The organism is Tenacibaculum sp. HL-MS23, from assembly GCF_032463465.1.
Taxonomy (GTDB): domain Bacteria; phylum Bacteroidota; class Bacteroidia; order Flavobacteriales; family Flavobacteriaceae; genus Polaribacter; species Polaribacter bernardetii.
In genome coordinates, this window is the sequence record NZ_CP135989.1 from 804,614 (window position 1) to 823,617 (window position 19,004).

At 30.7% G+C, this 19,004-nt stretch carries 19 protein-coding genes; 12 read left to right on the forward strand and 7 right to left on the reverse strand.

What is annotated here, in order from left to right; genetic code table 11:
- Positions 1-8: 8 nt before the first annotated feature.
- A complete protein-coding gene (gene folD, locus RRF68_RS03665; protein WP_315945049.1) occupies positions 9-887 on the forward strand; it encodes a bifunctional methylenetetrahydrofolate dehydrogenase/methenyltetrahydrofolate cyclohydrolase FolD in 879 nt (292 codons plus the stop codon).
- A 41-nt stretch (positions 888-928) separates the two neighbouring features.
- Here folD and pepE read toward each other — a convergent pair whose 3' ends face one another.
- Complete coding sequence (pepE, locus tag RRF68_RS03670) at positions 929-1,630, reverse strand: dipeptidase PepE (protein WP_315945050.1); 702 nt, start codon at positions 1,628-1,630, stop codon at positions 929-931.
- A gap of 70 nt (positions 1,631-1,700) precedes the next feature.
- On the opposite strand from pepE, the gene RRF68_RS03675 reads away from it, so the two are divergent.
- The 7 genes from RRF68_RS03675 (at position 1,701) to RRF68_RS03705 (ending at position 9,191) form a co-directional block, all read left to right on the forward strand.
- On the forward strand, positions 1,701-2,066 hold the full coding sequence (locus RRF68_RS03675; protein WP_315945051.1) for a carboxypeptidase-like regulatory domain-containing protein: 366 nt from the start codon (positions 1,701-1,703) through the stop codon (positions 2,064-2,066).
- 98 nt (positions 2,067-2,164) lie between these two features.
- Positions 2,165-2,479, forward strand: a complete 315-nt coding sequence (locus RRF68_RS03680) for a hypothetical protein (RefSeq protein WP_315945052.1) — start codon at positions 2,165-2,167, stop codon at positions 2,477-2,479.
- 4 nt (positions 2,480-2,483) lie between these two features.
- Entirely contained in the window at positions 2,484-3,305 is an 822-nt protein-coding gene (locus RRF68_RS03685) for a carboxypeptidase-like regulatory domain-containing protein (RefSeq protein WP_315945053.1), read from the forward strand.
- Positions 3,302-4,093 carry a carboxypeptidase-like regulatory domain-containing protein gene (locus tag RRF68_RS03690; RefSeq protein ID WP_315945054.1) on the forward strand — a complete coding sequence of 264 codons (792 nt, stop codon included), beginning with the start codon at positions 3,302-3,304 and terminating at the stop codon, positions 4,091-4,093. The genes RRF68_RS03685 and RRF68_RS03690 overlap by 4 nt, the downstream gene beginning before the upstream one ends.
- A 33-nt stretch (positions 4,094-4,126) precedes the next feature.
- Complete coding sequence (locus RRF68_RS03695) at positions 4,127-4,618, forward strand: DUF6702 family protein (RefSeq protein ID WP_275316249.1); 492 nt, start codon at positions 4,127-4,129, stop codon at positions 4,616-4,618.
- A 65-nt stretch (positions 4,619-4,683) separates the two neighbouring features.
- Positions 4,684-6,804 (forward strand): M1 family metallopeptidase, encoded by a 2,121-nt coding sequence (locus RRF68_RS03700; protein ID WP_315945055.1) that lies wholly within the window; start codon positions 4,684-4,686, stop codon positions 6,802-6,804.
- 158 nt (positions 6,805-6,962) lie between these two features.
- Positions 6,963-9,191 carry a M1 family metallopeptidase gene (locus RRF68_RS03705; protein WP_218772360.1) on the forward strand — a complete coding sequence of 743 codons (2,229 nt, stop codon included), beginning with the start codon at positions 6,963-6,965 and terminating at the stop codon, positions 9,189-9,191.
- A 70-nt stretch (positions 9,192-9,261) separates the two neighbouring features.
- Here the strand turns inward: RRF68_RS03705 and RRF68_RS03710 are convergent, their stop codons facing one another.
- Positions 9,262-9,696 carry a hypothetical protein gene (locus RRF68_RS03710; RefSeq protein WP_218772359.1) on the reverse strand — a complete coding sequence of 145 codons (435 nt, stop codon included), beginning with the start codon at positions 9,694-9,696 and terminating at the stop codon, positions 9,262-9,264.
- A 150-nt stretch (positions 9,697-9,846) separates the two neighbouring features.
- On the opposite strand from RRF68_RS03710, the gene RRF68_RS03715 reads away from it, so the two are divergent.
- Entirely contained in the window at positions 9,847-11,058 is a 1,212-nt protein-coding gene (locus RRF68_RS03715; protein ID WP_315945056.1) for a TlpA disulfide reductase family protein, read from the forward strand.
- Between the two features lie 71 nt (positions 11,059-11,129).
- The gene (locus RRF68_RS03720) at positions 11,130-11,747 is read left to right on the forward strand and encodes an HPP family protein (RefSeq protein ID WP_315945057.1); all 618 of its coding nucleotides are present in this window, start codon (positions 11,130-11,132) and stop codon (positions 11,745-11,747) included.
- A gap of 22 nt (positions 11,748-11,769) precedes the next feature.
- Here RRF68_RS03720 and RRF68_RS03725 read toward each other — a convergent pair whose 3' ends face one another.
- Positions 11,770-14,298 carry a DEAD/DEAH box helicase gene (locus RRF68_RS03725; protein ID WP_315945058.1) on the reverse strand — a complete coding sequence of 843 codons (2,529 nt, stop codon included), beginning with the start codon at positions 14,296-14,298 and terminating at the stop codon, positions 11,770-11,772.
- 61 nt (positions 14,299-14,359) lie between these two features.
- Between RRF68_RS03725 and RRF68_RS03730 the strand changes: the two genes are divergently transcribed.
- Both RRF68_RS03730 and RRF68_RS03735 read left to right on the forward strand, forming a co-directional pair.
- On the forward strand, positions 14,360-15,571 hold the full coding sequence (locus tag RRF68_RS03730) for an RsmB/NOP family class I SAM-dependent RNA methyltransferase (protein WP_315945059.1): 1,212 nt from the start codon (positions 14,360-14,362) through the stop codon (positions 15,569-15,571).
- 303 nt (positions 15,572-15,874) lie between these two features.
- Entirely contained in the window at positions 15,875-16,309 is a 435-nt protein-coding gene (locus RRF68_RS03735) for a hypothetical protein (RefSeq protein WP_315945060.1), read from the forward strand.
- Between the two features lie 37 nt (positions 16,310-16,346).
- Here RRF68_RS03735 and RRF68_RS03740 read toward each other — a convergent pair whose 3' ends face one another.
- From RRF68_RS03740 to RRF68_RS03755, 4 genes are read right to left on the reverse strand one after another with little or no spacing between them, the layout of a single operon-like run.
- Positions 16,347-16,808, reverse strand: coding sequence for a MaoC family dehydratase (locus RRF68_RS03740; RefSeq protein ID WP_315945061.1), 462 nt, complete (start codon positions 16,806-16,808; stop codon positions 16,347-16,349).
- Between the two features lie 14 nt (positions 16,809-16,822).
- Positions 16,823-17,443 (reverse strand): trimeric intracellular cation channel family protein, encoded by a 621-nt coding sequence (locus RRF68_RS03745; protein ID WP_218772353.1) that lies wholly within the window; start codon positions 17,441-17,443, stop codon positions 16,823-16,825.
- Positions 17,444-18,562: a DEAD/DEAH box helicase gene (locus tag RRF68_RS03750; protein WP_315945062.1), complete on the reverse strand. Its 1,119-nt coding sequence runs from the start codon at positions 18,560-18,562 to the stop codon at positions 17,444-17,446.
- Positions 18,563-18,593: 31 nt separating this feature from the next.
- Positions 18,594-18,986 carry a thioesterase family protein gene (locus RRF68_RS03755; protein ID WP_315945063.1) on the reverse strand — a complete coding sequence of 131 codons (393 nt, stop codon included), beginning with the start codon at positions 18,984-18,986 and terminating at the stop codon, positions 18,594-18,596.
- Between the last annotated feature and the right edge of the window lie 18 nt (positions 18,987-19,004).

Sequence of the window (19,004 nt, forward strand, 5' to 3'; positions counted from 1 at the left end):
ACAACACAATGATTTTACTAGACGGTAAAAAAACATCCGCAGATATTAAAGAAGAAATTGCTCTTGAGGTATTAGATTTAAAGAATCAAGATAAAAAAACACCTCATTTAGCAGCCATTATTGTTGGTAACGATGGCGCTAGTTTAACCTACGTTAACGCAAAGGTAAAAGCATGTGACCGTGTAGGTTTTGAATCTTCTTTAATTAGACTTTCTGAAGAAACAACCGAAGAAGAATTACTTAATGAAATTGCCATTTTAAATATCGATAATGATATTGATGGTTTTATTGTACAGTTACCACTACCCGATCATATTGATGAACAAAAAGTATTAATGGCCGTAAATCCGGATAAAGATGTAGACGGATTTCACCCAACAAATGTTGGTAAAATGGCCTTAAACTTACCTACGTTTATTTCTGCTACGCCTTTTGGAATTTTAGAATTGTTAGATCGCTATAATGTTGAAACTAGCGGGAAGAATGTTGTCGTTATTGGTCGTAGTCATATTGTAGGTAGCCCAATGAGTATTTTATTGGCTCAGAAAAGAAAAATAGGTAACGCAACTGTTACTTTAACACATAGTAGAACCAAAAACTTAAAAGAAATTACTTTACAAGCTGATATTATTATTGCTGCTTTAGGTATTCCTGAATTTTTAAAAGCCGATATGGTTAAGGATAATGTTACTGTTATTGATGTTGGAATTACCCGTGTTGCTGACTCTTCTAAAAAACGAGGTTTTCGTTTAGTTGGTGATGTTGCTTTTAATGAAGTATCTGAAAAATCAGCATTTATAACACCAGTTCCTGGTGGCGTAGGTCCAATGACTATTGCCATGTTACTAAAAAACACATTACTCGCTTGTAAACGAAATGATTTATAACAAGTAAAAAACTCCAAACAAATGTTTGGAGTTTTTTTTGGCTAAATTTTTATTTCTTTATTTGTTGCCAATTCAACAGGCATCTTATCTTTTTGAAATAATCGAGCAGATAAACTCCCTTTTAAAACAATCGAATCTCCATTTACTTCTAACCAACTTCCTTCTCGCAAACCTAAAACTGAAGTCATATTAAATACATGATACTCCTTTATTCTTGTTTCACGGGTTTCTCCCATATGCGTAGAATTTTCAATAGGATCTAAATAATGTGCATTTATATTAAACGGAATAAATTCTAACGTTTTAAAACTTGGCGGATATACAATTGGCATATCGTTGGTATTCATCATCGTTACTCCGCAAATATTACTTCCGGCACTGGTTCCTAAATAGGGCGTTCCGTTCTCTACAACTTCTTTTAAAGCGCTTATTACATCGTTTTTATATAATTGATTTACCAGTTCAAAAGTATTTCCTCCACCTGTAAAAATCCCATCCGCTTGTTTTAATGCTTCCTTCGGATTCTCGAACTCATGAATACCTTTTACTTTTTTAGCAATCGTAGCAAAAGCTTTTTTAGCAATAGCGGTATACTCGTCGTAACTTATTCCGCCAGGCCTTGCATAAGGAATAAATAAAATAGTATTCGCTTCTTTAAAGAAAGTAGTTAGCGTTGGTAATATATATTCTAAATATCCGCTTCCGTGAATCGTTGATGTACTAGCTATAATAAGTTTTTTCATACCTCAAATTAACAAAAAATTACCATCCTTTTAAAACATTTTTAAGACAAGTAGGTAGTTTCTTTGTAAAATGAGAAAGTTTTTATTTTTTATATGCTACTTAACTTCATTAATTATCGTTGCTCAAAACAATGCTAAAATTGTTTCCGGAACTATTTATTTAGATAGTTTAGCTTTGGAAGACGTACATATTATCAATTCTAAATTAGATATCGGTTCGGTTTCTGATAAAAAAGGTCGTTTTGAAATTCTTGCTGCAAAAGGTGATGTTTTAATAATTTCTCACGTAAACTTCGAATATAAAGAACACCTTATTACAGAGGATGATTTAAGATTGCAACAGATTAACATTCATTTAGATAGTAAAACTTATATGTTAGATGAAATTGTTCTTAAAAAAAGAAAGGTATTTTTGAAGTTGACAAAGACATACTAATATACAAAGGCCCAATTGTTAATGCCCAAACATTAAAGTTACCGTACGCTAAAAACCAACAGATTAAAGGTAAAAAAACGGTAGCTATTAACTCAGGTTTGTCTGTTAATTTAGGTGGACTCGTGAATGCTTTGAACGGTAATACAAAACAAAAAAAGGTTTTTAAAAAATTAAAGATCGAAGATGAAAATATCATTAAAATAAGAAAGCATTTTACAGATAGCTTCTTTATTTATCAGCTGAAAATAACAAAAGAAAACATCAATCCGTTTTTAGAATTTTGCATCTCAAAAGGTATTATCAATTTATATAGAAAAGATAAATTTTTAGAACTTACTACAGTTTTATTGGATAATAGTAAAAACTCTCCGTATCTTTTACATAAAGAAAACACTCGGGTTACTCAAAAATAAATCTATGAAAAAACAACTACTCTTACTTTTATTTTTTTTTACTATTTCTTTTAAAATCTTTGCTCAAGAAAATCGAAAATTTATATATGCTACGATAAAAGATAAAATCGGAGCAGTATCTAACGCACATATAATTAATCTAAAAACAAACCAAGGAACTTATACTAATGAAGAAGGTGAGTTTAGGATCTTAGCAAAAGTTAATGATTCCTTACAAATATCGTTTGTTGGCTATAAAACAACCTTTTTTAAGGTGAAAATTAAGAATTTCGGCTTATTTAAGAATGAAATTATTTTAGAAAAAGAGGTTCTTGAGCTTGATGAAATTATATTAAAAAAACATGATTTAATAGGCTCATTAGGTGTTGATGCAAAAAAAACACCTAAAGATATTGGAAAAGACAAATCTAAAAGTGCTTTAGATTTTTCGATGATAGATTTTGAAAAAGTGGTTAGTACTACCGTTGATGCTATAGACCGTTCTAAAGCGCCAAACATGCAAAAACAAACGGATCCTACAGCTAAATTTGCTGGTGTAGGTGGTGGTTTTAATTCTGGTCCCGATAAATATGCTGCAGAAAAAAGAAGAGTTCGAAAAGAAATTAAATATAAAGAGAATTTTCCTAACATGTTAATTTCTCAGTTTGGTGAAAAATTCTTTTTTGATGAATTAAAAATTCCAAAAGAAAAATATCACCACTTTTTAGCTTACTGTAATTCCTTAAATATAGAAGGACTATATAAAGATGGCAAAGTCTTAGAAATGTTAAAAATATTGCAACAAGAAAGTATAAGTTATTTAAAAATTATAAATTCACCCGAATGAATAAACGGTTAGTCTTTTTTATTATATTAATTTCTTTTTTAAAAACACAATCTCAGGAAAATCGAAAATTCTTGTATGCTGATGTAAAAGATAAGATTGGCGGTGTTTATAACGCGCATGTTGTTAACTTAAATTCTAAACAAGGTACTTTTACCAATGAAAATGGCGAATTTAGAGTTTTAGCAAAAGTAAACGATTCTTTGCAAATATCTTTTATGGGTTATAAAACAGCTGTTTTTATTGTGAAAATTAAGCATTTCGGAATACAAAAAAACAGCTTTGAGTTAGAGAAAACATTGTATGAATTAGATGAAGTTGCCTTAAAAAAAAATAATCTTTTAGGGTATTTAAGTTCAGACAGTAAAAATATTACCTCTACAAAAGAAATAAATGCAGAAACATTAAAACTTCCTTATGCTGGCTCTAGAATAATGACGCCTGCCGAAAGAAAATTACATACTGCAATGGGAGGAAGTCATCCGATAGGCTTAACCTCTGTTTCTTTAGATTATATCATTAATAGTATTTCCGGAAGGATAACTAAACTCCGAAAACTTAAATCTATTGAAACTTTAGAGGTAAAAGTAAAAAAATTAAAAAACACGTATTCTAAACATATTGTAAAGGAGTATAACATCAAAGAATCAGACGTTTACAAGTTTATTTATTTTTGTACTTCTGATGAAAATTTTAATCAGATTTATAATTCAGGTAACATAAATATGATTCTATTTTTAAAAAAGAAATCCGAAGCCTTTAAAAAACTACATTCAAACAATTATAATTAGTAATTTGGCGCAATAATTGGTCTTTAAAAAGTTATGAAAAAAATATTTATACTATTATTTATCCTTCCACTATTCTCTTTTAGTGTTCACAAATACTATATTTCTTTAACAGAAATTGAATACAAAGAAAAAACACAATCTGTTCAAATGATTATGAATGTTTTTATTGATGATATAGAAAATGCCATTAATAAAGACTACAACGTAGATTTACAATTAACTACAAAAGATGAGTTTAAAAAAGTTGATGAACTTTTCTTTAATTATTTACAAAAACATTTTAGAGTTAAAATAAACGACACTAATGTAACCTATCGTTTTATCGGTAAAGAATACGATGGTGATATTGTTTATTTTTATTTAGAAATTGAAAACATTACCAATATAAAAGCCATCGAAATACAAAACGATGTATTAATAAATCATTTTCCTGAACAGCAAAACTTAATTAAAACTTCCATCAAAAAAGTTCGAAAAAGTTTATTTTTAGATAAAAAAAATGATAAAGGTTTGTTAAAATTTTAACATTCTTTAACAATACCAATTACTAATTATTACTTTTAAAAACTATTAAATAATTTACATATAGAATGAAAAAAAATATTTTATTCGTTTTCTCTATTTTTTTTGCCATAGCAACTGTTTTTGCTCAGCAAATTACTAAAGAAGGACATACGAATCAAAACAAATTCAGACAATTAAAACAAGAATTACCAACACCAAATAGTCAACGTACGGCTTCAGGAGCTCCTGGAATAAAATACACACAACAAAAAGTTGATTATACAATGGATATCGTATTGAATGACGATAAACAAAGTATTACAGGTAACGAAACAATTACCTACCATAATAATTCTACAGATGAATTAACTTATTTATGGGTGCAGTTAGATCAAAATATGCGTGCAGCAGATTCTAAAACTCCAGATATTGCTCCAACTAAAATTCGTAAAAAATTGCCTAAACGTTTTTATGACAGAGCTTTTCCTGAAAAGCCTTTTGATGGTGGATTCAAAATTACAAATGTTACCAACGCAGACGGAACAAAATTATCACACACCATTAACCAAACAATGATGCGTATTAATTTACCGCAACCATTAGCTTCTGGCGATACATTTAAGTTTAATATTAATTGGTGGTATTATATCAATAATCACAGAACTCAAGGTGGTAGATCTGGTTACGAACATTTTCCTGAAGACAATAATAACAATTATGTAATTGCACAATTTTACCCAAGATTATGTGTGTATGATAATGTTGAAGGCTGGCAAAATGATCAGTTTTGGGGAAGAAGTGAATTTGCTTTAGAATTTGGAGATTTTAATGTAAATATTACTGTTCCTGCAGATCATATGTTAGGCGCAACTGGTGTTTTACTAAACAAAAAAGATGTTTTTTCTAAAACGGAATTAAAGAGAATAGAAACCGCTAGAAAAACTTTCGACAAGCCTGTTATTATTAGAACTCAGAAAGAAGCTGAAAAAATTGAACAAGGACGTTCTAAAAAAACAAAAACTTGGAAATTTAAAGCGACCAATGTAAGAGATTATGCTTTTGCAACTTCAAGAAAATTTATTTTCGATGCAATGGCTGTTGATATTAATGGTAAAACAGTAATGGCTGAATCTTTATACTCTAAAGAAGCAAATCCGTTATACGGAGATCATTCTACAAGAGCTGTAGCACAAACGTTAAAAACATATTCGAGATATACATTTGATTATCCGTATCACAAGGCAATTTCTGTTGACGGACAAATGGGAATGGAATATCCGCAGATTTGTTTCAATCCAGGAAGACCAGATCTTGCTGATGGAGGTTATTCAGATAGAGTAAAATATAGAATGGTAAAAGTTACAATTCATGAAGTTGGACATAACTTTTTTCCGATGATTGTAAATTCTGATGAACGCCAATGGACATGGATGGATGAAGGTTTAAACTCTTACATGGAAATGTTAGCTGAATTAGATTACGACAAAGACTTTCCTATAACAAGAGGATATCCGAAGAATATTGTAAAATATATGAGCGGAGATCAAGCCAGAATTGCACCAATTATGTCTAAAGGAGATAATGTATATAGTTTTGGTAACAACGCTTACGGTAAACCTGCAACTGCCTTATGGATTTTAAGAGAAACCATTATGGGAAAAGAATTATTTGACCATGCGTTTGCAACCTATTCTAAAAGATGGAAATTTAAACACCCTACTCCTGCTGATTTCTTTAGATCTATGGAAGATGCTTCGGCAATGGATTTAGATTGGTTTTGGAGAGGATGGTTTTACTCAACCGATGTTACTGATATTGGTGTAAAAGAAGTAAAGAAATTTTATACAACTACAAATGAAGATGATTCTGTTAATTTTACAGAAGACACTTCTAATGGTTTAGGTTTTACTAAAAAACAAAGTAAATATCATTATGAAATTACTTATAACAAACCAGGTGGTTTAGTAATGCCTATTATTGTTGAGTTTACTTATAAAGACGGAACAAAAGAAAAGAAAACATATCCTGCACAAATTTGGAGGTACAATGATAAGGAAGTAACAAAAGTATTTTCTTCATCAAAAGAAGTACAAAATATTACAATCGATCCTGATTTAGAAACTGCAGATGTAGATACATCTAACAATAGTTGGCCTAAAAAAACAACAACTAAATTCGATAAATTTAAGAATAAGGTTAAAGGTTAAAATAAACATATTTAAAGTTAAAAGCGGTACAAGATAATTGTACCGCTTTTTTTTGCACCTAAATTGTATAAAGGTTTGTTAAAATTTTAACAAACACTGTTTTCTACTTCTCAAAATTTAGTAACTTCCCGCATATTTTTAACTAAATCAAACAAAAAATGAAAAAATACGCTACGCTATTACTTTCAGCCCTTTTTGTTTCTGCATCAATATTTGCACAAGAAACACCCAAAAAAGAGCCTCAAAAAGGTCATACCGATCAAAACAAATTCCGTCAACTAAAAGACGTATTAGCAACTCCAAACGACCAAAGAACTGCTTCTGGAGCTCCTGGACACCAATACACACAACAAAAAGTTGATTATGTAATGGACATTCGTTTAGACGAGCAAAATGATAGAATTTATGGTAATGAAACCATTACATATCATAACAATTCTAAAGATGCTTTAGAATATTTATGGGTTCAGTTAGATCAAAATATGCGTGCACCAGACTCTAAAACTCCGTTAGCACAATCTAAAGGAGCTAGTGGTTTTCAAACACCAAAGCAGTTTGTAAGCAGTAATATGGATGAAGCTAAAGATTTTGGATACAAAATTGAAGCTGTTAAGTATGAAGATGGTAGAGATTTACCTCATACAATTAATCGTACTATGATGCGTATTAATTTACCAACGCCTTTGGCTTCTGGTGAAGTATTTAAATTTAAAATTAAGTGGAACTATTTAATCAACGATATTAATGCAGACGGAGGTCGTTCTGGATTAGAAACATTTCCTGATGGAAATAAAAACTATACAATAGCACAGTTTTTTCCACGTTTAGCAGTTTATGATAACGTAGAAGGATGGCAGAACATGCAGTTTTGGGGTCGTTCTGAATTTGCTTTAGAATTTGGAGATTACGATGTTAAAATTACAGTTCCTGCAGATCATATTATGGAAGCTACTGGTGAGTTACAAAACGAAAAAGATGTTTTAACTAAAGAACAACGTAACCGTTTAGAAAAAGCTAGAAAATCGTTTGCAAACCCTGTAATGATTGTTACACAAGCTGAAGCTGAAGAAACAGAAAAAGGTCGTGCTACAAAAACAAAAACTTGGCACTATAAAGCAAACAGTGTACGTGATTATGCTTTTGCTTCTTCAAGAAAATATATTTGGGACGCTATGGCAACAAATATTAATGGTAAAACAGTTATGGCTACTTCTTTATATCCTAAAGAAGGAAATCCTTTATGGGAAGAGCACTCTACAAGAGCCGTTGCTACAACACTTATCGAATATTCTAAATTAACATTCGATTACCCTTATTCTAAAGCTGTTTCTGTACACTCAGAAAGACAAGGTATGGAATATCCTATGATTTGTTTCAACTTTGGTAGACCAAATCCTGATGGAACTTATTCTGACAGAACTAAAAAAGGAATGATTGGTGTTATTGTTCACGAAGTTGGACATAACTTTTTTCCAATGATTGTAAATTCTGACGAACGTCAGTGGACTTGGATGGATGAAGGTTTAAATTCTTTTGTTGAAATTTTAGCTGAAGACGTATATGATCCAGTATTATTTGCTTCAAACCCAGCAAAAGATATTACAAGATATATGGGCGGAGATCAAAGTAATATCTCTCCTATTATGTCTCAAGGAGATTATGTAAAACAATTCGGACCAAATGCATACTCTAAGCCAGCTGCTGGTTTATATATGTTACGTAAAACTATTATGGGACCAGAATTATTTGACTACGCTTTTAGAACTTACTCTAAAAGATGGATGTTTAAACACCCAACTCCTGCTGATTTCTTTAGAACAATGGAAGATGCATCTGGAATGGATTTAGACTGGTTCTGGAGAGGATGGTTTTATACAACTGACTATACTGATATCGGAATTAAAGAAGTTAAGCCAATGTATTTAACTGATAAGCCAAATGAAAGAACAGCTGGTTTAATTAAAAAATACCCACAGTATTTTAACAACTTAGGGGAATTAATGTTTTTAACAACTAATAAAGAAGATGCTAATTCTTCAGTTTTAGAAAAGCATTTAAATACTTTATCTAGCGATGAAAAAGCTAAGTTAAAAGAAGTTCCTAAGTTTATGTATCAAGTTGAATTTGAAAAGCCAGGAGGTTTAGCAATGCCAATTATAGTTGAATTAACATATGCTGATGGAACTAAAAAGCGTGAAACTTTTCCTGCACAAATTTGGATGAACGATGACGCAAAAGTATATAGAGTATTTTCTTCTGCTAAAGAAGTTACAAATATTACTGTAGATCCTGATTTTGAAACTGCAGATGTTGATACATCTAACAATAGCTGGCCAAAGAAAACAGCTAACAAGTTTGATAAATTTAAAAATAAAGTAAAAAAATAATATTTACTTTCGTTTATATATCAAAAAAACCCGCTATGATAGCGGGTTTTTTATATACATTCAATATTCGTTATTTTTTAAATAACTTGTTAATTTCATCTAATGTTAACAATTTAGATTCTGTTAAAACATCTGGTTCTCTACTTACATATTGTTCAATTTGCAGCTTAATTTCACCTTCATGTCGTTCGTACTTTAAGTAAACAACGTCTCCATTTGCTTTTATTTGATATTTACTACCTGCAGCCTCTTCAAAACCTCTAACCATTATTGCATGCAATTTATCAGCATCATTATCTACATTTTTAAACGTAAATGAAACATACTCGTTTATAGGGTTATTTATATTTTTATAAAATAAATTATATGCTTCATCACCTAACTTCTCTAGGTAAACAAATTCAACCCTACCCACAATTTCTACTCTTGCGGTTTCTATAAATTCAATTTGAGAATACGATGCAACAGAAACAAAGAATGTTGCTAAAAAAAATAGTTTTTTCATAAATATTAGAGTTTAAAGTTTGATATAAATATATTTGATTATAATTAAACAAAATAACGTTTTATTAAATAAAAAATTATATTCTTTTTTTGAAATATTCCCCTTCATTAAAAAAAAGAAAGTTAAATGCATTTTTACATGACTATTAAAATGAAAATACTTGCCTTTGCTACTATACTTTTATGTCTTTCTTCTTGTAAAAAACAAGATAACTTATTAGAATTAACAACTTATAGAGCAAGCTTAAAAATACAAGATAATCAAGAAATTCCGTTTCAATTTAAAGTTAAATCTAATAATTTAATTGAAATATATAACGCAGATGAAGTTATTATTGTAGATGAAATCACCTATAAAAATGATTCTATTTATATACAAACTCCCGTTTTTGAAGGTTATATTGTAGCTAAAATTTCTGATGACAAGTCATTAAAAGGTTATTTTGTAAAACCCTCTTTAAACAGGTCTGTTTTATTTAATGCTACAACCAAAAATACATCTAGATTTAAAACAACTAAAAAACCACTATATAATATTACAGGAAACTGGCAAACAATTTTTAGTCCTAATAAAAAAGAAGACCGTTATATTGCAAAAGGAATATTTTCTCAAAATAAAAACAAAGTCGTTGGTACTTTTAGAACAACTACTGGTGATTATCGTTATTTAGAAGGTATCGTAAATGGTGACTCCTTAAAATTATCTACTTTTGATGGTGCGCATGCTTTCTTATTTACCGCCAAAGTAACTGACTCAACGCTAACTGGTGTTTTTTACTCTGGAAACCATTGGAAAGAATCATTTACTGCTAAATTAAATACAAATTATGAATTACCAAGTGAGAATACTCTTACTACTTTGAACAAAGGTTACAATAGTTTCAATTTTTCTTTCCCTGATGAATCTGGTAAATTGGTTTCTTATTCTGATGAACTTTTTAAAAATAAGGTTACTTTAGTACAAATTATGGGTACTTGGTGTCCTAACTGTTTAGATGAAACGATGTATTATGTAGATTATTTAAAAAAGAATTCAAACACAGCTATACAATTCGTAGCACTCGCCTTCGAAATAGATAAAACTCCTGAAAAAGCCTTTGAAAAGATTAATCGATTAAAAACCCGATTAAAAATAACCTACCCTATTTTATTAGCCCAATACAAAGGTGTTAATAAAAAAGAGGCTGCTGAAAAATTGCCAATGTTAAACCATATACTTTCTTACCCAACAACTGTTTTTATTGATAAAAAAGGTAAAGTACGTAAAATACATACAGGTTTTAACGGACCAGCTACCGGACAAAAATACATTGATTTTAAAAATGAATTTAAGAGCTTTATAGACACTTTAGTAAAAGAATAAACCTTAGATAACAATGCTATTATTTAATATAAGTTCCAGTTGTTTAACGTATCAAAAATAATTTTAAAATAGTGACTAAAAAAAGTAAAATATTAGGTCAAAAAATAAAGAGAAATGCAAGGATTTCAAAATATATCATTTATAAAGAAACATTAATTGACTTTAAAGAGCAATTTTGGTCTTTTATCGGTGCTTTTTTTGGAATCGGATTAATAGCCTTTATTCAAGCTTCTTATTTACCTCGACTAGAAAATATTCTTTTAATAGGATCTTTTGGAGCTGCTAGTGTGCTTATTTTTGGCGCTATACAAAGTCCGCTTGCGCAACCACTTAATTTTATTGGTGGCCAAATAATTTCTGCTTTCATTGGTGTAACCGTATTTAAATTTTGCCCTGATATAATATGGATTACAGCTCCACTTGCCGTTGCGAGTTCTATTGTAATTATGCAGATTACAAAAACCTTACATCCGCCTGGCGGCGCAACAGCTCTTATTGCTGTTATTGGTACAGAAAAAATAAAGAGTTTGGGGTATTTTTATGTTTTTTCTCCAGTATTAACAGGTACTTTAATATTATTTATCACCGCACTTGTTTTTAATAACATGACAAAACACCGACAATACCCAACAAATAGTAGATTAACAAGAGTATTTAAAAGTAAAAAACTTTCTAAAAATCAGAAATAAAATATCTTGAACATGAAAACGGCTAACTAATATTACTCCAAAGTCCGTTTTTTTTCTGTATTTGACTATATACTTTTAATAAACTAGCATTTTTAGGCTTAGAAATAGTTGCATCTTCCTCTAAAACACGACTAGCTGTTTGTCGTGCTTTGTGCAAAATAGCGCCGTCTTTTACAACGTCTGCAATTTTAAGGTTTAAGACGCCACTTTGTTGCGTACCCATAATATTACCAGGACCACGGAGTTTTAAATCTACCTCTGCAATTTTAAACCCATCAGTAGTTTCAACCATAGTTTGCAAACGAGTTTTACTATCAGAAGATAATTTAAAACTCGATAATAAAATACAATAACTCTGTTCTGCACCACGCCCTACTCTACCTCGTAACTGGTGTAATTGACTCAACCCAAAACGTTCGGCGCTTTCAATAACCATTACCGATGCATTTGGTACATTTACACCAACCTCAATTACTGTAGTTGCAACCATTATTTGAGTTTCTCCTTTTACAAAACGATTCATTTCGTATTCTTTATCCGCAGGCTTCATTTGCCCATGCACAATACTAATTTGATATTTTGGAGACGGAAAATCACGAACAATACTCTCGTAACCATCCATTAAATCTTTATAATCCATCGCTTCAGATTCTTGAATTAAAGGGTAAACCACGTAAGCTTGACGCCCTTTATTTATTTCATCCTTTAAAAACTTAAAAACACTTAAACGGTTACTGTCATAACGATGTACTGTTTTAATTTCTTTACGACCAGGAGGCAATTCATCAATTACCGAAATATCTAAATCTCCATAAACCGACATTGCCAATGTTCTCGGAATTGGTGTTGCGGTCATTACCAAAACATGCGGTGGCACAGATTTATCAACTCTTACCGAAGGAAGATTTTTTAAACTAGTTTCTAGCTTTGATATAACGCTTTCTAAATCTTCTATAATTTCTTTTTCGCTTAATCGAATAATTTGATACCCAAATTCATTTAAAATTGTGGTTCTTAAGTTAGCAGCTTCTATCTGTTCGGGTGTAACATGGTATTTCCCATCAACCTCTACAATTAACTTCTTCTCTAAACATATAAAATCGACCATAAACTCATCAATAATATAATATCTTCTGAATTTAAAAGTATTTTTTTTAGTGCTTAAAACTTCCCATAAAGCTCTTTCTTCTTTGGTTGTTTTATTTTTACGCTTTAACGCAATCTCTTTTAATAATTTATATTCCGAAGGATGTGTTTCTAGATATTTTTCACGAACTGCTTTTCCTTTTTCTTCAGAAATTGCAGTTATCGGGTTTTTCTCCCATAATTTAGAGCGTTGTGCTACTCCAAAACGATGTTGTTCATCAATAATTGAAATACCTAAATTCTTAAACTGTACTTTATCTTCTAAAATGGCATGCGTTCCTATTAAAATATGCACAGATCCGTTTTCTAAACCTGTGTGAATTTCACGACGTTTTTTTATTTTACTAGATCCTGTAAGTAATTCAACTTTTATCGTTGTTCCTTCTAATAACTCAACTATTCCGTGATAATGTTGCGTTGCCAAAATTTCGGTCGGCGCCATTATTGTTGCTTGGTAACCGTTATCAATTGCAATTAACATGGTTAATAAAGCTACAATTGTTTTACCAGAACCAACATCACCTTGCAATAAACGATTCATGTGCGCACCAGAACCAATGTCTTTTCTTATTTCTTTTAAAACTCTTTTCTGAGCATTGGTTAATTCAAAAGGTAAATTATTTTTATAAAAATTAGTAAATTCCTCTCCTACTTTCTCAAAAACATAGCCTTTAATTTTTGATTTACGGATGAGTTTTTTTTGCAGTAACTGTAATTGAATAAAAAATAATTCTTCAAATTTTAAGCGATATTGAGCTTTTGCTAATAATTCTTGACTTTTAGGAAAGTGGATATTTAACAAAGAATCTTTTTTTCCTAACAACTGATTTTCATCAATTAAATAGGTTGGTAGCGATTCTTCTATTTGCCCGAATACTTGCTGAAATAAATTCTGAATAAAACCTCTTAAAACTTTATTACTAATTCCTTTATTACTTAATTTTTCTGTGGATGGATATACAGGCTGCATAGACGTTTGCAACTTACTTTTATACTCTTTTACCGTTTCCATTTCTGGATGCGGCATGTTTGCAACATTATTATACCAATTTAATTTTCCGTAAATTACATACGGAACATCCGTTTTTAAACTATCCTTTATCCATTTTGCGCCTTTAAACCAAACTAAATCTATCGAACCCGTAGCGTCAGAAAATGTTGCCACTAACCTACTTCCTCTTTTTTGCTTAACTTCTTTAACACTCGTAATCTTACCAACCACCTGAACCTCAGCAGTATTTTGCGACAATTCTTTTATGGTATAAAACTGAGTTTTATCAATATAGCGAAACGGAAAAAGGTACAGTAAGTCATTGCACGTTCTTACACCTAACTCGGTATACAACAATTCTGCTCGGGCTACACTAACGCCTTTTATGTATGTTACAGGATGATTTAAATTCATTAAATACGAAAATACAAAAAGACATTAAAATCAACTATCTTTGCACTCTTAAATTCACCAAATGAGATTACATAGAAATTTAGTTTACGCAGTGATTGATAGTTTACGTGACGTTTTTAACGACGACGTATATGCAGATAAAGCTGTTGAAAAGGCATTGAAAAGAGATAAAAGATGGGGAGCACGAGATAGAAAATTTGTTGCTGAAACTATTTATGATATTGTACGTTGGAAACGTTTATACGGTGAAATCGCCGATGTAAAAACTCCATATTCTAGACCCGACTTATGGCGTTTACTAGTGGTTTGGTGTGTATTAAGAGGTATTAAATTACCAGATTGGAATCAAATTGAAGAAACTCCAACAAGAAGAATTAAAGGTCGTTTTGATGAGCTTTCACAAACTAGAAAATACAGAGAATCTATTCCTGATTGGATTGATGAATTAGGTGTTAAAGAATTAGGTGAAGATATTTGGACAAAAGAAATTGCAGCTTTAAATAAACGAGCTGATGTTATTTTACGTACAAATACTTTAAACGTAACTAAAGAACACTTGCAAAACGATTTAAAACAAGAAGGTATTGAAACCGAATTTATTGATGGTTGTGATGATGCTTTACGTTTAGTAGAACGTGCTAATGTTTTTAAAACAGAAGCTTTTCATAAAGGTTTCTTTGAGGTACAAGATGCTTCTTCTCAATTAGTAGCTGCTTATTTAGATGTTGAACCAGGTATGAAAGTAATTGATACTTGTGCCGGTGCCGGTGGTAAAACATTACATTTAGCTGCTTTAATGAAAAACAAAGGGCAAATTGTTGCCATGGATATTTACGAAAGTAAATTGAAAAAATTAAAAGTTAGAGCGCGTAGAAATGGTATTAGTAATATCGATTTAAAAGTAATTGATTCTACCAAAGTAATTAAAAAACTATATGGTAAAGCTGATAGAGTTTTAATTGATGCTCCTTGTTCTGGTTTAGGTGTTTTGCGTAGAAATCCTGATAGTAAATGGAAATTACAACCTGAATTTATTGACAACATTAAAGAAATTCAGCAAGATGTTTTACAACGATATTCTAGAATGGTAAAACCAGGAGGTAAATTAGTGTACGCTACTTGTTCTGTATTACCTTCTGAAAATCAAGATCAAGTAAAAATATTTTTAGCTTCTGAAGATGGTAAAGATTTTTCACTTGTAAAAGATAATAAAGTACTGGCTCATAAATTTGGTTTCGACGGATTTTACATGGCGCAATTAGTTAGAAAATAATATTTCAACATCATTTCTATTTTATTTTAGAATGATGTTTTTCATAAAATTCAAAAGGCTCATGATTTTTAAATCACGAGCCTTTTTCAATCAACTATTAAAAACTAACGTAATACAAAACGAATAGTTATGTAATTACACTTATATGACGGTACAGTTCTTATATCGTTACACCAAAACTTTACTTTAACACTTTTTTAAGATTACTTATTTTTGCTTAAAGCAACACTCGCCACTTTTATAAATTTTCATATACGTTCGTTTATACTTATTTTAGAGGCAACTAACTAAATTTTTAAACTTATGACAAATTCAAAAAAACCAAATACCTTATTTTGGGTTATTGGTGTAATTTCATTATTATGGAACGCAATGGGTGTCAATCAATACCTACAGCAAGCTTATAATACCGCTACTTTTAAAGCAATGTATCCTGATGAAAAAGTATTAGAAATGGCGCAAAACACTCCATCTTGGGTTATGGCTGCTTTTGCCCTTGCTGTTTTTGGTGGTTTTCTTGGAAGTGTATTTTTATTACTACGTAAAAAAATCGCAAAACCTATATTCTTAATTTCTCTAATAGCTATTGTTATACAAATGACATACAACGTATTTATGAGTGGAGCTATGGAAGTGTATGGTGCTGGTGTTTTAATAATGCCTTTTATGGTTATCGGATTTGCCTTTTTTGTACTGTGGCACACTAAAAAGTGTGAAACCAAAGGTTGGCTTTCTTAATATTTAAAAACTAAAGCTGTCTTCTTAGACAGCTTTTTTATTCTATTAAAACAAAAATAAATTCAGCCACACAAGCTGGCTTTTCTTGCCCTTTTATTTCTATTAAGCAATTGAACGTTAATTTTTTTCCATTAGGAAAATCTTCAATTTGTTTTAAAGTACTTATCAATCGTAATTGACTATTTACTGGGACAGAATTCGGAAAACGGACTCTATTTAATCCGTAATTCAAGCCCATTTTAACGCTTTTTATTTCTATTAAATCTGATATTAACTCCGACAGCATGGCAACAGACATAAATCCGTGAGCCATCGTAGTTCCTGTAGGAGAATGTTTAGCTGCTTTTTCTTCATCAACATGAATCCATTGTTTATCTAAAGTAGCATTAGCAAAATCATTAATCATTTTTTGGGTAACCGTAAACCAAGTTCCTACTGGTAATGTTTTTCCTTCTAAACTATGTAATGCTGCTAAATTTTCAAAAACCAATTTACTCATATCAATACTATTATTTACTTACCATAAACATCGTCTTTTACTTTTGGCAACTCTAATTCATATTTTACAGCAATAGTTCTTATTACAAAAATTACAATTGCTGGTATTATAAAATGAAGATCTTCATTTATATTAAAATTGCCCAAAATAAGATATACCACACCGCCGGCTAAACAAGCGGAAGCATATATTTCTTTTTTAAAAATTAACGGTACTTTTCGGGTAAGCACATCTCTTATTACTCCACCAAAAACAGCTGAAACCATTCCCATAACCAATGCTATAAAGGGGTGTAAATCGTATGCTAATCCTTTCTCTAATCCTAATAATGTAAACACACTTATACCAATAGTATCGAATAGAAACATGGTTTTTCTTAGCGGTGCAATTTTACTTCTAAATAAAAATGTAACAGCTACAGCTATTAAAATTGTCCAGATATAATTAATATCACCAATCCAATTTATTGGATGTGCATTAATTAAAACATCTCGCATCATACCACCACCTACTGCGGTAACAAAAGCAATGATAATAACTCCGAATAAATCAAAGTTTTTTTTCATTGCAACTAGTGAGCCACTTATGGCAAAAGCAAATGTCCCTGCAATATCAAGAGCGTAAATAATATCCACTTATATCTTTATTTCAGAAATTCGTATTTGTAAAGTTCTTTCTACCTCTTTTATATTATTTCTTTCATTGTTAAGAATTAAGACTAAAGAAACTCCTTTTTTACCTGCTCTTGCAGTTCTACCACTTCTGTGTGTGTAATATTCAATTTGTTCTGGTAATTGATGGTGCACAACAAATCCTAAATTATGTACATCAATTCCTCTTGCAGCAACATCTGTTGATACTAAAATCTGAAGATTTTCATTTTTAAAAGCACGCATTACTTTTTCACGATCTCTTTGTTGCATATCTCCCTCTAAAGCTTCTACAGAAAAACCTTCTTCTTTTAACTCTTTCGTTAATTTTTGAGCTCCTGCTTTTGTTCTAGCAAAAATAATTCCCCTTTCAGCATTTCTTTTTTCTAAAAACTTAACAATTACATCTACTTTTTCTGGAATTGTAGTTTGTACAAACTGATGCGTTATGTTTGCGTTTACCAAAGAGTTTTTATTCACTTCAACCTGTTTTGCTGAAGCATCCATATATTTTTTAATAATATTTCTTATTTCATCTGGCATTGTTGCCGAGAACAACCATGTTTTTCTTGTACCTGAAGTATATTTTAAAATACGGTTTATATCTAATTTAAATCCCATACTCAACATTTCATCAGCTTCATCAAGCACCAAGGTGTTAATATCTTTTAAATCAACTTCACCTCTTTCTATCAAATCAATTAAACGACCTGGAGTTGCTACTACTACATGTGTAGTTCTTTTTAGATTGTTAATCTGACGGTCAATTTTTTCTCCACCATAAACAGCTTCTATAAAAATCTTACCATCTACATATTTTGTAAACTTAAATAATTGTTTTTTTATTTGTTGCACCAACTCTCTTGTAGGCGATAATATTAACGCCTGAATTGTGTCTTTTGATGTATCTATCTTATGTAAAGCGGGCAAACCATAAGCAGCAGTTTTACCCGTACCTGTTTGAGCCAACCCAATAAAATCAGCATCGTTTTGTAATAAATAAGGTATTGCTTGTTCTTGTACTTCAGTAGGTGTTGTTATTCCTAACTCCTTTAATCCCTGAACATATTCTTTTCGTATTCCTAATGCTGTAAATGTTGTCATTCTCTTTATTTATAAATGCAAAGATATTGCTTTATTTTTTCCCTAAAAGTAAGTTTGTTATTTCTTTAGTGACTCTTTTGGGCTTTTGTGTTTTTGCGTCTAAAAGACAAAATGTAGTTTGCGACTTCACTAAAAGAGTTGCTCCTCTTCGCATTTCGAAATGACGAACAGATTTTATTCCTGCTGTTTCACCAACCCACGTTTTAACGGTAATTTCATCTCCTAAAGCACCTTGTTGTTTGTAATCTATTTCATGGCGAATTACAAACCAAACATAATCTGGTTTTGGTATATCTTTTATTAACAGCGTCCAATGATCTGCAGATACTTCTTGCATCCACTTTACATACACCACATTATTAACATGATTATACTCATCTATTTCATTTGCAGTAGCAATGTATTTTTTTTCATGAAAATTCATTTCACAAAACTACGCCAA